This window comes from Parapedobacter sp., from assembly GCF_035556095.1.
Lineage (GTDB): Bacteria > Bacteroidota > Bacteroidia > Sphingobacteriales > Sphingobacteriaceae > Parapedobacter.
Map to the genome: position 1 here is coordinate 389,499 of NZ_DATMFT010000018.1, position 18,566 is coordinate 408,064.

At 46.8% G+C, this 18,566-nt stretch carries 12 protein-coding genes; all 12 read right to left on the bottom strand.

Annotated features, from left to right (window positions below; translation table 11 throughout):
- Positions 1 to 8: 8 nt before the first annotated feature.
- The 12 genes from VNQ80_RS10010 to VNQ80_RS10065 all read right to left on the bottom strand — a co-directional run bounded on the left by VNQ80_RS10010 (position 9) and on the right by VNQ80_RS10065 (position 18,561).
- Positions 9 to 1,268 carry a PQQ-dependent sugar dehydrogenase gene (locus VNQ80_RS10010; RefSeq protein ID WP_325638053.1) on the bottom strand — a complete coding sequence of 420 codons (1,260 nt, stop codon included), beginning with the start codon at positions 1,266 to 1,268 and terminating at the stop codon, positions 9 to 11.
- A gap of 213 nt (positions 1,269 to 1,481) precedes the next feature.
- Positions 1,482 to 1,961 (bottom strand): hypothetical protein, encoded by a 480-nt coding sequence (locus VNQ80_RS10015; RefSeq protein WP_325638055.1) that lies wholly within the window; start codon positions 1,959 to 1,961, stop codon positions 1,482 to 1,484.
- Positions 1,962 to 1,972: 11 nt separating this feature from the next.
- Complete coding sequence (locus VNQ80_RS10020; RefSeq protein ID WP_325638057.1) at positions 1,973 to 2,443, bottom strand: hypothetical protein; 471 nt, start codon at positions 2,441 to 2,443, stop codon at positions 1,973 to 1,975.
- An 18-nt stretch (positions 2,444 to 2,461) separates the two neighbouring features.
- Complete coding sequence (locus VNQ80_RS10025) at positions 2,462 to 3,985, bottom strand: DUF4955 domain-containing protein (protein ID WP_325638059.1); 1,524 nt, start codon at positions 3,983 to 3,985, stop codon at positions 2,462 to 2,464.
- A gap of 28 nt (positions 3,986 to 4,013) precedes the next feature.
- Complete coding sequence (locus tag VNQ80_RS10030; protein WP_325638061.1) at positions 4,014 to 5,753, bottom strand: RagB/SusD family nutrient uptake outer membrane protein; 1,740 nt, start codon at positions 5,751 to 5,753, stop codon at positions 4,014 to 4,016.
- Positions 5,754 to 5,770: 17 nt separating this feature from the next.
- Positions 5,771 to 8,896, bottom strand: a complete 3,126-nt coding sequence (locus VNQ80_RS10035; RefSeq protein ID WP_325638063.1) for a TonB-dependent receptor — start codon at positions 8,894 to 8,896, stop codon at positions 5,771 to 5,773.
- Positions 8,897 to 8,961: 65 nt separating this feature from the next.
- On the bottom strand, positions 8,962 to 10,848 hold the full coding sequence (locus VNQ80_RS10040) for a glycoside hydrolase family 97 protein (protein ID WP_325638065.1): 1,887 nt from the start codon (positions 10,846 to 10,848) through the stop codon (positions 8,962 to 8,964).
- A 105-nt stretch (positions 10,849 to 10,953) separates the two neighbouring features.
- Positions 10,954 to 12,540 (bottom strand): hypothetical protein, encoded by a 1,587-nt coding sequence (locus VNQ80_RS10045; protein WP_325638067.1) that lies wholly within the window; start codon positions 12,538 to 12,540, stop codon positions 10,954 to 10,956.
- Between the two features lie 10 nt (positions 12,541 to 12,550).
- A complete protein-coding gene (locus tag VNQ80_RS10050; protein WP_325638069.1) occupies positions 12,551 to 14,485 on the bottom strand; it encodes a glycoside hydrolase family 97 protein in 1,935 nt (644 codons plus the stop codon).
- A 117-nt stretch (positions 14,486 to 14,602) separates the two neighbouring features.
- Positions 14,603 to 16,039 carry a DUF4998 domain-containing protein gene (locus tag VNQ80_RS10055; protein WP_325638071.1) on the bottom strand — a complete coding sequence of 479 codons (1,437 nt, stop codon included), beginning with the start codon at positions 16,037 to 16,039 and terminating at the stop codon, positions 14,603 to 14,605.
- A gap of 67 nt (positions 16,040 to 16,106) precedes the next feature.
- Positions 16,107 to 17,279, bottom strand: a complete 1,173-nt coding sequence (locus tag VNQ80_RS10060) for a DUF4998 domain-containing protein (RefSeq protein WP_325638073.1) — start codon at positions 17,277 to 17,279, stop codon at positions 16,107 to 16,109.
- Positions 17,280 to 17,304: 25 nt separating this feature from the next.
- Positions 17,305 to 18,561, bottom strand: coding sequence for a DUF5000 domain-containing lipoprotein (locus VNQ80_RS10065; RefSeq protein ID WP_325638075.1), 1,257 nt, complete (start codon positions 18,559 to 18,561; stop codon positions 17,305 to 17,307).
- Positions 18,562 to 18,566 lie beyond the last annotated feature (5 nt).

Below are 18,566 nucleotides of genomic sequence, written 5' to 3' on the forward strand. Positions count from 1 at the left end.
TTTCGGGCTTATTGATAACTGATGCGGTATATTCGCCCTTTCACGTCGTCGGTTACATACAGTGCTCCGTCCGGCCCTTGGGCAAGTCCACATGGTCGGTATTTGGCATCACGGGGAGAGGTCACGGTGTCCGTTCCCGCAAATCCATCGGCAAAGACTTCCCACTCTCCCGTGGGTTTGCCGTCTTTAAACGGTGCAAAAACTACGTAAAATCCTTCTTGGTTAAAGGGCGTGCGGTTCCACGAACCGTGAAATGCAACAAAAGCCCCGTTTTGGTAACGCTCTGGGAATTGATTTCCGGTATAAAACAACAACCCATTGGGTGCCATATGTCCCGGGAAAGCCAATACGGGATCGATAAATTCCTTGCTGGCTTCCTTCTTCCCATTTCCACCATATTCAGGCGCTTGGATATTTTTGCCTTGCAATTGATCATAATAGGCAAAGGGCCAACCGGCGTTGTCGCCTTGTTTGATTTGATACATGCATTCGGCAGGCACCTCCGAAGACGTCTTTTCATCGTAGAGGTCAGGGAAAAGACCATGCAACTGATCCCGGCCGTGTTGCATCACGAACAGTGTGTTGGTTTCCTGATTCCAATCCAACCCGACCACATTTCGCAACCCCGTAGCATAGCGCATTCCTTCGGCATAACTTTGATCCGTTTTGTTGGCTCTAAACCGCCATATACCACCAGCCGAATCCAGCAATGGACATCCGGGTCTTCCCATTGATCCGGGTGTCCGATCCTTTTCCTGACAGGAGTTTGAGGGGGCTCCGATATTGACATAGATATTTCCATCATTATCCAGCACAATGGATTTGGTGTCGTGCTGCCTTCCACGCACCAGCCCCTTTACCAATAGCGCTGGGCTTCCGGGATTAATCACCTCGTGTTTGTCATTCAACGCATAGCTAAATACTTCCTCATTGGATGAAGCATATAACACGTCGTCTTTCAGGTAGATACCTGTTCCGCCGTAGTTTCCAAATCCCTGCTGTTTATCGAGTTTACCATCTCCATTCGTATCAGATAAATATAAGATTCCTTGATCATCTACAACCCGGGCTAATTTCACATATAGGTTGCCTTGGGGAGTAACCACGAGATGGCGCGCCTTTCCTACATTATCCGCTACAACAACGGCTTTAAAACCCGCTGGCAGCTTTAACCCTGCATTATTAATTGCCGGTATGTGCCTAAACGCAGCCAAAACAATCAACCCAGTAAACACCACCGGAATAAAAAACGTAATTCTGAGGTTCATAAATTCGATTTGCCAATGATTTTAAAAAGTATCAACTACCAATGGACTAAAATATGGGCATTTATGGAGTTGTTTATCCCTTTTATTGGCGGGTTATTACGTCAAATTGGCTTAAAGCATCTGGCGGACTCACCCCTTCTTCCGACGATAGTCAGCCCCGCTCCAGCTCAACCAATAACGGCATACATCTTCGTCAAAGATTTAGGCATGCCATCAAAAAAGCGTAGTCCGTTTTTTCTTTTCTTTGATAAAATATAATGTCCCTTCCAAATTTCTGGCAAGTTCCTCCAGCACCCGAAACATCCTTTTCGACAACGAGTTGGGTCGGCCTTCATGTGTGATATCGTAGGTGTAAATCTCCTGTCGATTACTCAGGACAGAGGTAACAACCGCCGTTTGGTATTGACCCGTTAATATGATTTCGTTGGGCTGTATCCGCGCTGAAATGACATACGATATACCTCCACCTTCGATAAGGGAATCACGAGTGATCAGGATATTGTTTTTTCGGTCGACAGCTACCTGGTATCCACGTTCGGTTAACTGGGCCTGCAACAGAAAAATATTCTGGTTGACTTGATAGGTATTGGCGATGCGCAACGCATTCGTTCCTTCAAAGGCAATAGTGCCCCCTGCTTGTCCATACAACCCAATGGGTAGTATCAGGCAAAAGAAGTATGCAACGTTCCGCATAAGTCGCTGGGTTATTTCCGTTCAAGAAGCAGGGTGATTACGATGTTGTCTGATATTTTAATCTCACCTGTTTCGGTGTTCTCGTATTGGATATTGGAATAAAAGGCTTTCCATTCCATAGCGGTTTCGGTGAATGAAGTGATTTTCCAGACGTGAGATTCAAAAATAGCGGCATCTAGCAACTCGAGGTAGAGCTCCTCATAATGCCTAATCATGTTGTATTCCGTTTGCGTAACCTCACCATTGCGCAATATAACCCTTGACCTGAGGTTAGGCATGAAGTCAATTTCATTCATCAATTCATCGGCCTCGATGATATCCTCAAAATCTTTGGCTTCTCCATCGAAGTATTCGATTTTGTTGGAAACAAGTTTCCACGAGCCTTGTATGCGCTCATTGAGCTTTTCAACTTCAGATGGGTCCTTTTTACAGGCTGCCGTAATGAAAAACAGCGCAATCATGCCCATAATCATTCTTTGCATATGCATGTTTTTATGTGGTTATTCCTTGGATAAACGTAATGCCAGTTGGGCCTCGAACAACGAGGCAGGCTTCGCAGCATTTCCTTGCAACTGATTAATTCCGGTGTTTTCGAATGTGACGCGTTTATCCGACTGAAAGCCTACCAGAATAGGATGAGCGATGGTATAATTGCGTCGCCGCTCCGTATCCCAGAAGTTATAGTGTCTGTCGCGTGATGAGCTGTGCCTGAAATTCCAGAATACCAAGTGCCTGCCGTGATGTGGGAAACCGGGCTCCGGCCCCCCTAGGTTGGCAAATATGCCACCGTCGATATCATCGAATAGGTTGGCATAGGGTTGTCCGGAATGGATGTCGATGTTTTGATCTTCGCCTAGTGTACAGCGAGTAATTACTGACGATACGGCCCCGTATCCGATGCCGGGCCCATGATGGTGTGCGCCGTTGAAATGGCAGTCTTTAATCAGTACACCGTAGCAACTGCGCGCATGAATGGAAGTGTGGCCTTTTTTTCCACCGAAAATGACATTTTCAACAGTAACAGCAAAGCCTGCCCGGATATGGATACAGTCATTCCAATCGCGGAATTCGCAGTTTCGTATCCAACTATTCCGGACATTTTCCATCCCCAGAGCCATATAACCGCTGTCGTGAATGACATCCTTATGATGCACGAAATCTTCTGGGTAGCTGCGCCAATTGCTGGTAAACAGGATATCTTCCACACCGCATTCGGTGATCGATTCGAAAGCATGCAATTCGAACGGTGCTGCGTCTACCAGGGTGAGATCAAACTGGATGGGATTTTTGAACCGTATGCGGTTTTCCTGCACCTGCTCAATAACGTGTATTTCCTGAATCTGCATCCCTCCCCGGGGGCCAAACAACCTATCCCACTTCGGATTGAGTGGCAATTCTCCAAAATATTTCCTTGTAAACACTTCGCTCCGGTGTCTAAGCACTACGTGCTGTCCGGGGCGCAGGCTACTTCCATCTTTCACATCCACCCAGAAGCTTCCCCGGGGCATGTCGCTTACCACCGTTGTCAATCGTCCGGACCGGCTGCTGGGTGGCTGGAAAAGAAACAGCCGGCGTCCCACCCAGATGTTGGCCTGGTAGATTTCTGTTCCTCCCCGACCACTGCCGCTACCTTTCAACACGATGTTGCTTGAATTGACATGAAGTTGACGGCGGCTGGCCGTATCAGCAGACACCAAGAACCTTCCTGGTGGAAAAAACACAACTCCTCCGCCCGGATGAGCTTGGGCAGCGTCTATTGCCGCTTGAATACCTGCCTCATCCGGCTGGTCATCATTGGGCATGGCACCATAGCAGGTCACATCAAAGCGTTTGCGATTTGAGACATCAGGGATTTCTTCCTCCGAAAAGTGGTAGCCAGCGTAGGAAAAATCAGGTGCCGTAGCAGATGTACCGGATTTGTAAGCTCGCACATACTCATCCCACAAGGCGGCTTGTTGCTGCGCATGGGTTGGTAGGATGGCGAACAAGAGACAACATCCGGTGATACCAATCATCTTTCTCATAATGAATGTTGGTTGCCGATGATGTTTTCTATAGCAAAGGATCAAAAGTTCCTCCCGGCCAGCCATTTGTCTGTTCCAAATTACTATTTAATTGTAAATGCTCAGTCGGGATGGCAAAAAAGTAGTATTCCGGCTTCCAGTTTATGTCAAACTGGGTGTCCAGAAGTTTAAGTTCGCTCTCAAAGTAGTCCGTATAATTTGTGTTCAAATGATCGATGAGCTCTTGCGAAGTCATTGAATTACGTACAGCGTTCCATTGATCCGTTGGAACTTCCAACATAATATTCAACCCATAGCGACGGGTTCCATTTAATTCATCTTCAAACAGTCTTCTTCTTCTTAGGTCCCAATAACGTTTATTCTCAAAGGTGAATTCAATCTTTCGTTCCAACATAATCGCGTCTCGCATTTGAGCGATGTCCATGCCACTAACCAAACCATAACTATTATCGGCCCCTGGGTCTATTCCTGCTCGTGCGCGTAATGCCACTATCGCTGCATAGGCTTCATCGGTTTTGCCGATCTCGTTTGCCGCTTCGGCCAGATTTAGCAACATTTCGGCAAACCGAAGTTCAATCCAATCCGTGCTGCTGTTGAAGGCTTGAATTGCACTTTGGTTCTCATCTACCGCTTTTCTCGTATAAAAACCTGATGGCGTCGGACCGTTTTGTTCAGACCCGATATATGTCCATTGAATCCGTCCGCTTTGTCTTGCAGACATCCCAAGTTCCCACAAGCTTCCATTATAGACAATTGTCTGGTTAAAACGTGGGTCACGATTCAGCCAAAAGTAATCGGGGTCATATGCATAATCAGAGGTAGGATCATCAATGGCTTTCCCATCTTTCATTGGGAAAGCTTGCACAATATCCCATGTCGCCCGATTGCCACCGGTCGACCCTTGCGAGACATCCAATGGACGAGTGGCGGCTGCCCAGTTATTATAACTAGCTGGATCGCTTGGGGAGTACTGATATCTTCTCACAAAAATGCTTTCCTTATTCATTTCTTCAAACCACAATTCAGAGAAGCTGGGATATAAACCGAATCCCATACTTTCTAAGAATGCTTTAGCTTCAAAATTAGCATCATAGGCAGCTTGCCAGCGGCCGCTGGCATCTTGACTGGGATCAAACTGCGGGCTGGCATAATATAACAGTATTCTTCCCTTTACGGCCAGAGCCGTTCCTTTATGTACCCGACCGTTATTTTCGGTCGAACCCTGGGAGACTGCTGGCAGGTATGCGATTGCTAAATCCAAATCCGCAATGATTTGCTGCATACATGCGGAGGTGCTACTTCTTTTCACCAACAGGTCATCTGTCAATTGCTGAGGCTCAAGAATGAGCGGTACTCCCCCATATAATTTTACCAGCTCGAAATATTCCCATGCCCTGAAAAACAACGCTTGACCTTTTAGCCATTGCTTGTCTGCATCTTCTAGGGTACCCTGATCAATCTCCGCCAATAAAATGTTGATTCTTCTGATATGATCATACGGCCAATAGTCGACCGAATTTTCTGTTAATTGCCCGTACATATAGCTTCCGCTTCCAGCGGTTTCATCAGAAATACCTGCGTTTGACGTATTCCATTCCGGCAAGCATTGTGCGTGTATCCGATTGACGTAAGCAGTAGCCAAATCAATGTCATTCCATACATTGTCCGCTTCACCTATTTTACCGAGGTCTTTCTTATCTAAAATCTTTTCACAACCGCTCAGAAGGCAGCCAACCAGCGCTATATATATATAGTTATAGAATTTCATAATAAAACCAGTTTAAATTATAGTCCGATATTTAATCCGAAAGAATACGTCGCCATCATGGGATAAGATTGGATGTTATTCATCTCCGCATCATAAATTTTATTGCCGCTATACAGCATGAAAAGATTCGACCCCGTGAAAAATATCCGTGTACTTTTCACATTGATCCCCCTAAGTATCCCTTGTGGCAGGCTATATGAAATATTCATGTTCTTAAATCGTAAAAACGTAAGGTCCATAAGCCAAAACGTTGATTCGTCAAAACGCGTACGGTAACCTGTTACCCGATAGCCGGGGTATTCTCCATTCGGGTTTTCCGGAGACCAACTATCAGCCCAGTATGCGAATGACGCCTCTTCTGCTCTTGCTTGGATATCCCTTCCTGATGTTGGCAACATAGCGTTACCGCCAGCAACCCCTTGCAGCAGTACATCAACACTGAAGGCACCGAAGGAAGCACCGAAAGACAGCCCGAAATTCATCGGAGGAATACGATAGTCAGAAATATACATCCGATCGTCTGAAGTAATCCGGCCGTCGGGTGAATCTGAATTCGGCCCTCTAAGGTCTTTGTAGTTTAACATACCCAGTTGAGGAGCCACGCCCAAGATGGTATAGCCCTCGGGTAGGGCGTCCAGATCAGCCTGTGTGCGTAGGATACCGCTAGCTACATATCCTAAAATCCCATTCACCGGGCGGCCTATTTTCGATAGGTAAGGACGTATATTCTCTGCTTCGTCCAACTTGACTACTTTATTGGTTGCATATCCGAAGTTTCCTCGTACAAAGTAAGCGATTGACTTATCGGAATTTCCCGCTTGGTTTGCATACCCCAATTCAATTTCAAAGCCTCGGGAATCAATTTCCTGATAATTCTCATCAGGTAAGGTAGCGCCTAACGTACTTGGAATGCTTAATTGCCGCGATCCGAGGATGTCGTACGTATGCCTAAAGAAACCATCAATTTTGATGTTGAACTTATTGTCTAAAAACTGAGCGTCGATACCCCCGTTGTACGAAAGTGACTTTTCCCAGGTTATAGCCCTGTTGGCCAGAACGCCTTGCTCCAATCCGAAAGATGCCTGATCGAAAATCGCTCCTGGCACGATATTGTATGATTGCAACCATTGGAAGTTACCTACGGCATCATTCCCTAGCATACCAACAGACGCTCTCAATTTAAGGTCATTTACAAACCCATTACCGTTAAAAAAAGATTCTTCGGAAATCCGCCATCCCGCAGACACGGAAGGGAAAAATCCCCAGCGCTTTTCTGGCGCGAAAATAACCGACCCGTCATAGCGGAAAGATGCCTCCAAAAGATATTTCTGTGCATAATTATAACCGACCAACCCAACATAAGACAATCTGGCCAATTCACTTTCTGACCCATCTACTGTTGAATTCACATTGCTGCCTCCGACATACTGGTCTATTTTAGCAGAGATAAAATCATCCCTACGGCCACTGAAATACAAGTCGTTTTCTTCTGCCTGTTCATAGACCAGTAACGCATCCACATGGTGTTTATTGAAAGTTCGAGTAAAATTCAGTTGGGCATTGAGCTGGTATCGGTCGCCCTTGTCATATCTCGACTGTAAAAATTCGGCAGCCGCCCGGGGTCTGGTACCGACAACTTGGTCTCCCACGATGTGATTATGTTCGCCTAGGGTATTGAAGAGTGTCATATTATACGGTAGGTTAAACTGTTTGATATACCGATTTCTATTATACTTATTATAGGAGACTTTCGCACTCAACCCTTCAATAAATGGTACTTTATAATTTAACGCTACGGTATAATTGAGTCCGTTCCATTCCCTGTCGTTGTATCCGGCTGAGCTGCGATCGAGTACTACACCCGGATGCCATTCTACCCAATTGCCTACGGGCAGCCCATTGATATATGGAGGTACCATACTTGATCTTAACAACAAAGCCTTGTATAGGTCTTCCAATCTCCAATTGTTAATGTCCCAACTGGGTCCATTCGTATTCCGCTTGTCTGTATTCAAATCAAGCGAAACCTTAAGGTCTTTCGTTATTGAAACATCCACATTGCCTCGCAAATTCAACTTTTTGTAACCTACATTATCGAAGGTTCCCGTAGCATAATTATAGGAACCTCCCAAGAAATACCGTACCGTGGATGTTCCTCCACTCACATCTAACGAATGTTGAGTAGTTATTGGATCCTTCCACATTTCCTCCACCCAATTCCAAGAGTTCGTTTTAAAATAATCCAACTCATCTTGCGTATAATACCTGGCGTCGGTGATTGGGACATTCGTATATTTTAATTGATGGTTTATTTGAGAAGCATGTTCGTATGCGTTAAGTGTTTCAGGGAGCTTAGTAGGTGTTTGCACGCCAGCCAGTCCGTTATAAGACAACTGAGGAGTTCCTTCCTTACCTCTTTTTGTGGTCACTAAGATAACACCATTGGCCGCTCTAGAACCATAAATTGCGGCTGAAGCCCCATCTTTCAATACGGTAATACTCTCCACCTCCGTTGGCCCTAATCCATCGAATGCGAATTTATCACTTACAATGCCATCGATAACGTATAGCGGATCGGCGTTATTAAATGTCCCCTGTGCCCGTACCCTGATCGAAGATTCCATCCCCGGTGTTCCAGCGGCCTGCGTTATGGTGACCCCGGACAACCTGCCAGACAACGCATTAGAAAGGTTGTCAACCGGCGTATCCTTAAAGTCTGAACTATTAACGGACGACACCGACCCGGTTATACTCCCCCGGCTTTGCGTACGATAACCTGTAACCACCACATCTTCCAGTTGCCTTAAATCCGGCACTAAAATGACATTGATAACGGACTGGTCATTAACTGCAACCTCTTGTTGAATGTAACCCAAAAAACTAAACGCCAACGTGGCATTTGCAGGCGCATTTATTTCATAGTTTCCGTTTTGATCGCTAACGGTGGCGCTAGCTGTTTCTTTGACTTTGATCGATACCCCGGATAAAACGCCTTGATCATCTGAGACATTCCCCTTAACGGTGACCTGCGCCCAATGGGAGCTGGCAACCTTATCAGAACCGAGCGGGGTATTGATTGAAGATGCCGACAATTGACTAGTGTTCAAAAGTGGCGTAAGAATTAATAGTGTAAAAAATTTCATATACGGTTTGATTAAGCTTACACTTCGTTTCATCATTCAGTTATTTTCACTTTTAACATAAAAAGCTATTGTTTGACCTTTTTGAACCGTACTACAAAACCGCCAGCAGCATTTAGATGAACAGGTATATCATCTGTAGATCGGCTAAAAACCTTGTCTATTTTTATAGATGCAGGATTACTTGCTCTATCACTTAATACCGTTCCTTCATACCAATTTCCTTCTTCCAGAAAAGTAAGGGGCACTTGGAATCGCTTCGCAGCATCTCCGTTTAAGATTGCCAAAAACCACGTATCTCCTTTTCTTCTGGCAAATGCCGCTAACTCTCCAATTTCACTATTTGGTAAAACATACGTTTCATCCCAAGAGCCATGGATGTCTTTAATTACATTTACGGCAGGATTTTCGAGCAAGCTATGGGGATTTGCACCGAATATGAGTACCGGCGATGTGAAAACGATGGCGGTCGCTACCTGATGAACCCATGTGGTTTCCAGGCGTCGCTCACCAAACACCATCGGCGTATAATCTCCATGCCCGGCAAGCAGACGTGTAAACGGCAACGTAACATTATGTGTCGCCCAAGCGCCTTGATTCTTACCATACTCCAACCCCCTTATACCCTCGCGGGTCATCTCATTCGGCCAGGTACGCGATTCTCCACTGGGCTTGTTATTTCCATGGAAATTAACCATCAATTTAAACTCAGCAGCATCTTTCAAACAATCTTGATAAAGGTCGATGAATTCCTTAGACTCATTAGAAAACGCATCCAGTTTTACCCCGACCACACCCAAATCACGGCAACGTTTAAAAAAGGCTCGGCGTTCCTCGTTATTCTGTATATCCCTACCATGCCGCCAAAGCCAAATCTTCACACCATATTTTGCCGAGTAATCCACCAAATCTTTAATCTCCGCGTCCGTCCACCTGCCCCAAAACGCGTCTACCGTATTATATTCAAAACCCAGTTCGCCAGCCAATTTCGAGAACATTTTCATTCCCTCTATCGTACGGTCGCCCCCATCTAACCATGCCCAAACAGAACGGCCGGGTTTTATCCAATCGGTCTCAATCCCATCTGGAAAAAGCGCTTCATTAGGCGGCGGGCATAAATTGGTAAGCAAATCGGAGTTTACCATCGTGTTTAAATCGGTGCCGATGGTGACCGTCCGCCAGGGCGTTGTAATATCTCCCTGGATGGCCGCAATTTCCGACAGACGAATTGCATCCTGCAGCGTATAATCATGGGCGAAGGGGTAGGAAGAGGGTTGAATATGGCCGAGCCGCGTTACAAATCCGCCGTTGCCATCTGCCTGTAGCGACATACCGGCATAGTTCCTCAAATCTGCCTCATTGATCGCTGCGTAATGACCTGAGGCCAACTTAAACGTTAATGGTGGCGCTCCCCACTCCCCTTCCGCTACCGCTGAAATATGCTTCTTCAAATGTACACCTTCGTAATGCCAATAGAAATCATGATACCAAACGGTCGACGAAGCCGGGAGATTAAAAACAGTTGCTTCATCTGGGATACGACGTTGATGGTCGCCGGGAATAATGAACCGAAAGGCTACACCATCGTTATACGTGCGGACTTCAATAAAATATTTGGTGTTATTTTCAGCGATAATGGGAATTTTCACTCCGTTACATTTATTTATCGCCAAGGAATGCACACCTCTTGTCGGATATTTTTCATCCACCGAATATTTTTCTGCGCTACCGAGTTCAGCATGGGCACACAAATCCTTCCCATCCAATATCATATGCATGGGTGACGTTTCGATAACCGGCTGCTTCAAAAAACTTACGGAATATTTGATTCCGTTCTCAACAACAGAGATTTTAAAATCAATCTTTCCGTCAGGGCTATGAACGACTTCGTTTGCCGATAAATTGACTTGAAAGAGAATCAAAATCAAAAAAGAAAGATACCTGATATTTTTCATGATTATCGAAAATCACCTACTCCCAAATGTATAAACAAGTATTGTCTCTCCTGTAAGGGATATTGGCCTAATGTTAAGAAGTATTGGCAAGACGATCATTTTAATTTATGGATAGCCAATGTTGATTAATGCCTGCTTCCCCAATCGTTCCTCCAATTGTGTCAAATAAAGACTCTGTGGCGTCACAGGTGTGCCGTGGGCGTCAAATGTGCCCTCGGGCAGCAGGAGCGATCGGTCAAACGGACGGGGAAGCGGGGTGCTTTCCCCGATACACCCAATGGCCCAATTGTGGGTGCCGGGTGGTTGCTGCACCACGTACGATTTTGCTACACAGTTCCACGCTACGGACCAGCCTGTTCCCCATCCATGGCCCGACCCCATAGATCCTCGGTTCTTGAAATCGATGCCACCGTCGGGTAGACGACAATTATCCAATAAAATACCGGTAGTCCACCGTTGGTGACCTTCGATACGGCCATTTCCTTGAAAGGTACAATTGAGTAACACAATCGGGCCGGATATACCACCACCCGTCGCAGCGAACCACACATTGTCTCCTTCTACGGAACAGCGATCAAGTAACACCTGACCACCATTCGGGGAAAACTCCGAGGGCTTGGAAGACCCCTCGTGCCGCGCCTTACGGATTACCGACACCTCCTGCAACGTAATCCGTTGGCCGCCTATGTTGACGCTGTTCATCGTTTCTTCAATGCGTACGTGGCGCATCCAGCAGTCTTCGCCATTCAACCTTATCGCGGCATACAATTGCTGCGCATGGTTAAAAGGCTGTGGAGGCGAAACGATGCGCAGATATTCAACTGCGCACAGATTAAGCCGATTCGGTTCACTGATTTTGACAACCTCCGTACCCGGTGGATTCAGGTAAACGGCATTGTATGAATCGGTCAACGGAACGTCGACTGTAATCTGGTTGCCTTCCACTGCGTTAATTCGTCGTTCAGTAACGGTTCGGGTGCCTTCGCGTAGCCAGGTTTGGGGCTTGCCATCCCTGACCAGGTTATGCATTTCCATAAATTCGATCCAGGCATTGGTTACCGGCCGCCGGAGTTGAATGGTATCACCCGCAGCCAAACCAGCCGTGCTCTCGACGGTAAACACCGTTGACCCCGAAGGCACATACCTATCGGCCAATACCGTTTTGGCTGATTCAGTGACACCCTCTGTGCCTCGATTGCGTGGCCTACTAACTACGATGGCAGTATGTTTGCCGCCGACCATTTGAATGGTGCTGCCCGGCCCATCAAGCCCCGTACCGCTGCCGCGCAACACCACTCCGCTAGCAGTAATGGTGATGGTCTCTGAACACGTAAACGTGCCCGGCGTTAACAATATGGCGCCACGGAATCCGTGATCATCCGGTTGCATGGCCGAAACCTTGTCTATTGCGGCCTGAATAGTCTTCGTATCATCGCCAGTCTCGGAAGGCTTTACCGTAATACGCACAGCTATATCAGGTAGCGCTATCCCCCCGCCCTTATAGCCGGCATGTGAAAAATCCATAATCTGGTCGCCTTGTGGCAACCGTTGGTATTGCAACTTATCGTTGGCGTCCAGACTGACCCATTTACTTTTTGCCAAATCATCTCTAACACGGGTTTGTGCCTGTACAATGACTACGAACGCAACGGCCAGCACACTTAAAAACAATTGATTAGACCTATTTCTCATACATTTTACTTTACTCAACAATAGCCACGAAACCACCGCCTGCCATCAGCTCGATAAATAGCGATTCGTTGTGGGCAATAGTCGCTTCGTCAATCGACACCCCGTGTTGCGCGCCGAATGAATTACGTTTGCGTACCAGTGATACCATGGCCGACTCCGGCCGTTTGTCACGTACCATGGTTATCTTATGCTCGCCCTGGCTGAGGAATGGAAGGTCGATTTTCAAAAAACGCGATTGCTCTCCGTTCATGACAGAAATGAACCATTTATCTCCACTTCTTCGAGCAAATGCAGCAACCTCACCGGGTTCACTTCCCGGAAGGACAATGGTTTCATCCCATACCGTTGGAATCTGTTTTATTACCGCTACGGCTGGGTGGTCAAGAATCTCCTGGGGATGGGCCGCGTAAATCAGTAAAGGGGCTTGCAAAACGATGGCACTAGCCACCTGATGTGTTTCGGATGTCTCTGCCCGGCGGTCGCCGAAATGAAGCGGTGTATAGTCGGCGTGGCCGGCCAGCATTCTGGTAAACGGAAGTGTGGTATTGTGCGTGGCCCACGGACCCCGCATCTCAAAACCGAGGATGGCTTCCCGTGTCACTTCGTTTGGCCAGGTGATTGATTCCCCGGCAGGTTTGTAAGCTCCATGAAAATTAAGGATGAGTTGATAGCGAGCCGCTTCCTTCAAACAGGCCGCGTAAAGGTCAATAATCTCCTTGGCCTCGTGATCGAAGAAGTCGATTTTAGCGCCCGCAACCCCCAGCTCATGCAGGTGCTTGAAAAATTCATGGCGGGCTTTGGGGTCTCTGATGTCTTTTGAGTGCTTCCAAAACAATAGTTTCACGCCATACTGATTGGAATAGTCAACCAATTCTTTCCGCTCGGCGACACTCCAACGCTGCCAATGGCCTTCTACCACGTGGTATTCAAAGCCCAGCTCGCCAGCCAGTTTCGATAGCCTTTTCATTCCGTCCAGTGTACGAGATTCATCCGTCAAATACCCCCATACCGCACGACCCGGTTTCATCCAGGCTTCGTCAAACCCATTTGGAAAAATTGTTGGATCGGGTGCTGGAGCCACATGCTGTACAATGTCGTTGTTGAACAGCATATTCAGGTCTTGGCCTATCATGATAATACGCCAGGGACTTTCAATCGCACCGTCTAACAACGGGGACTTCGTCAACCGTTGATGGTCCGCTTCTCCATAACGCAGCACATATGGAAAATTAGCGGGATGTTCATGGCCCAAGCGAGCTTTAAAAACCCGCTGTCCGGCCGCTTCCAGCGCCATACCCGGGAAATTTTCGCCGGTTGACTTGATGATGCCCGACTCGGTAATGGCTGCAAAGCCCCTGCCATCCGGTAAACGAACGGTCATTGGCGGTGCTATCCAGGTACCTGCGGCAATTGATTCGACATCGTCCTTCTGGTGTTTTTCTTCATAATGCATAGCAGTGATACCATGATGCCACACCTTACTTCCGGCCACGATGGAGAATGACGTAGATTCTGCCGTGAGCTGGCGTTCCCCGTTGTCCGGGAGGAGGTAGCGGAACGCTACCCCGTCATTAAATACGCGTACCTCGAGTTCGTAAGTTTTATCATCCGACTTGCTGCCAATCGCGATGAGTGCCCCTTGATGAACGTCGCTCGCTTGTAAATGCTTACCGCGCATTGGATATGTCCGTTCACCAACATATGACTGTACTTCGCCAATATGCACTTCTTCTCCGACGTCTATCCCGTCAATGACCATCCCTAATGTAGAGCGCTCAATGACAGGCATGCCTCGATAGTGTACTGTATACATCAACTGACCCTCAAGGCTCATTACCTGTAGCCTCACCATCGTATCCGGACTACTGATTGTGACAGGTTGTGCTTGGACGAATATAATGAAGGCCGTAGCGGTTAATGTGGATATCAATTTCAAATTAATCATATATAAAAATTTATGGTCATATTGTTTCGATAACATTTTGCATGGATATACCTGCCAAATCACAAGTCAATATATACTAAGCTTGGAACCTGTATATCCATTGCCGCTCCGGCCCAGTTATTTCTTGCCGATTACAAAATCAGCAAACAGCACTTTTTCATCCCTCAGTTGTTTTTTATTGTTTAGACTCCGGTAAATACCCCATTTGGGTCGCATGAATGTGGCAGCGGTCCGCCATAGATCCAAGTTATCGCCTGAGTAATGTAGCAGCGTGGTTCCGTCGTCAACTCTCCGCATTGTAAGTTCATATGTACCATTTGTTCCGTATTTAATTTTAGAAGTGGCTTCTATCCATGTACCAACAAAAGGAGCAAGGTCGACAACCTGTACCTTTCCTTGTGTACTGGCGCTAGTATTGCCAGTGTGGATGATCTCCAATTTATTTGGGTTACCAAATCGTGGGGTGATGGTAATCAGGGGAGCTCCGGCATTGGTACCGTCACCGGCCTTAATCTGATGAATATGTGTAAAACTGGAGGAGGGCTGAAAACCCTGTGCAAGCTTAAATTTCCATTTTAAGAGCACTTCATCGCCCGATAGACCCTTGACGGATACCGGTGAAGGCCCGTAAGTTTTTATTTCCGTACGCTGGCGATCAAAATTTACGCACCGATCGTCATCAGACTCCACATGTGCGAAAAAAGCAAATACATGTTTGTTTAATGTATTGTCAAACTCTTCTGTAATATGCCTGCCAAAATCTTTATGTGAACAATCAGGCACTTCATGTGCTGTTCCCCCCAAAACACGGTTCAATAGCTCATACGTATCGCCTGGCCCGTCTGCATGTAACCTCACGACGGCGTATCCGGTTTCGTCATCAGGAAGGATTGTGGGCTTAACCGCCAGCGTGTCATAGTCCGTGTAAAAGGTATCAATTGCATTGATATGAGGTAGATATACAGCCCGATACTCAAAAGTACTTTCTTTGCTAAAGTTTAATAGTATCGTGTTGATTTCAAACAAAGAAGCTTGTAATTCATGACGATTGCCGGAAGCATCTGTATAATTCACTTCGGTCCTAACCATGCCTAGCGGTGCAGCACCCCAGTTGATTGTAGCCTCTGCTTTTGCGTCAACCAACGCTACATTTTTAACATGTCGATTTTTTAATTCTTTTTCGTAGTTTGCTCCATACACTTTTCCATTTAACGTTACTGGAGCTGACGCCAGTCCAGCGGCGTCCAATGCAATAATTGAGAAAGAATGATCACCTTCATCGAGGTTGTCGATAATGATACTCATCGTGTCCTTGCCGACGGGAATATCAACATCCAATAAATCAGCCTTCTGTTTCCAGTAAATGCGGCATTTATTAGGCTTTTTCCCCTCTTGAAGTGCCCACTGAAGCTTGGCCCGTTGCCGACCCGGCAAGAATTGCCCGGATATGACTCGATTCGGGAGAGGAACGATGGTGTCGGGTTGTTCCGTAATTTTCTCGTCGCATGCAGGCAAACAACCGAGACTAAGAAATAGGGCTGGTAATAGTTTCATGATGAGTGTTGAAGATGAAAACAAAACCGCAGAACCATTATTTTGACGGCTCTGCGGTTAACCTGTATTATCTATTCCAGATCTCGAATTCTGCGAGATTTACGTTCGCGGATGTTGCATCCAACGTCAAATCCAATTTGACATATCTGCCCGTAACCGCAGTGAACTGCGCCAGCTCTTCCTTTTCCGGTGGCATATTTTTGACAAACGCTGATTTCCAAGTTACGTTATCGTCAGAATACAACAGCTCATATTTAACTACCCGTTCTTGGGATTTAAACCAATAAAGAAACACCTCGTTAAACGTTTGTGAAGTGCCTAGGTCAACAACCAACCAGGTGTTGAAATCCGCTCTATCCCCACTTCCCGCTTGCCAAAAAGTAGCAATATCACCATCCGTTACATTGCCTGCCCGTCCGGCACTCACGTCACTGCTTTTGTCGACCGATTTACTCAGTGCCAAATTTTCGGCTGGCGGCGGGGGTGGAGGGCCGGCTACCACCTCTTTGATGTCGGCCACTTCCGTATAATCCGTGAAAAATGTATCAATGGATGCGGCTTCTGGTACATATCCCGTCCGATACCTAAAAGATGTTCCTTTTTTATAGTTTGTAATCGTATCGGAGCCTGCCCAGATTTTGGGCCGGTTCGGATTTATGGGATTGGAAACTTTGTGGATTTGCGTGATGATTTCCTCGCTGTCCTGATCGATATTGATTATTTCAATCACGGCAACCTGGGCATTCGCACCAAACCATGCGATGCCCAATTTTCCGGTTACCGGATCGTAAGTCGCGGAATCAAGCGGCCTATTGAACAATGTTTCCTCAAAGGTTGGTCCATAAACGTTACCGATTACCTCTGTGCGGATTGAGGTATTTCCGCGATCATCATAGGAAAACACTTCAAACGTATAAGTGCCCTCTTCCAAGCCATCGATAATCACATCGAACCGCTTCCTGCCGCTTAGATCGGCTACGGGTACCTCGACGGAATCCATTCGGTTATTCCAGAATACCCTGCACTTCGTGATTTTCGGATCTGAGACCAAATCCCATGCTATTTGAACCCGCCCATTGCCAGCAAGCGCTTGCAACGAATCGGGCCTTCCGGAATAAATCAACTCACCGTCCCCGAGAAAATCGATGTAGGACGAGTTCTGCTTTTCACAAGAAGCTAGTATGCCCGCTATGAATAGAATAGGCACTACGAAACGCCAATGCTTTTTAAATATATTCATAATTTCAAAAATTAATGCCCTCAATTTATTCCTGTACCTGTCCCCAGATTTTCATTTCGGCCATATGCAGAAATCCGGTTGCACCTTCGATTGCTGCCCAACTGTCGATGTGTTTCCACGCAATGTATCGCACTGAAGGAGCGTCTATCGGAAATTCATATTCATGGCCTGCTTCTGCAATGGCGAGATCATCGTTTGACAGTTGGCCCAACGGTAATCCAGAGGGTTTCACCATCACCTGATGATCGAGACGTTCCCAGCTATCCACGTCTTCCGGCGTATTGGTCCCCCAGATTTCCCATTCGTGCGGGTTGCCGTGCGAATAGAGATATCCGCCATTATTATTACGCTGCCAGATTTTATAACGGCTCAGCCTTACCCTCACCCTCATGTCGATGGGTATCCAAATGGGAACATCCATACGTTCGGTCGTATGAAAACCGGTATTTCCTAACTCACCATCCCATAACCTAGCAAATGGCCAGGAACCCAAATTACCCGGGTGTTTGACTGGTTCTCCCGAGGCAGGCAATGGCGGCATCTGCGGGATGGGATATTGCGGGCTGCCGGAGCGCATATCTCGAAAGGTTGTCCCATCAATTTCCTCTTCATACACGGGAGTTAGGTCCATGGAAATGGTGTCGGATTGATTGTTCCAAACGTCTTTCACGTAGAAGCCAAACCTACGTTCCTCGGCATCAAGTCCCCGTACTGAAAAGTCGCCCTGTGCTAATCCGGTATAATGGGCATCAATGTCTTCCCATTCTTTCAATTCTTCGTTCCAACGAACTACACCAATCACAATGTTAGTGGGTGTCTCTGGCGTGGCTGCTTTATTCTCAAACGCCACCCGCATGCCGCCAAACGAAGCAACAATGTCGAGCGATTCCAAAACATCCTCGATGGGAGGGGTGAGTGGAGTAATCCGGATAGTTACCGGGGTAGATTCCACCTCGGAGCGGCTAACGGCGACCAGCGTAATTTCCCGTTCCCGTATATCACCCAGCCCTTCTATCAGGACCTGATCATTGTACAATGAGGATTTTGAGACGACCTCTTTACCTCCGCGTTCATATGTAGCCTTTACGTACAAAAGGTTTTCATTAGCTGGCAACTCGTATCGAATAATGGCACCGCCCGGAATCGCCTCGGCTACGGGATTGCTGATTGGGCCCGGCGCAGCACTGTCATCGTGGAGGATGGTGTTGGTTTCCTCCTTACAAGATTGCATCACAAACGCGATTGCTGCGATAAATGTGACGACTTTTAATGCATTTTTCATCCTTT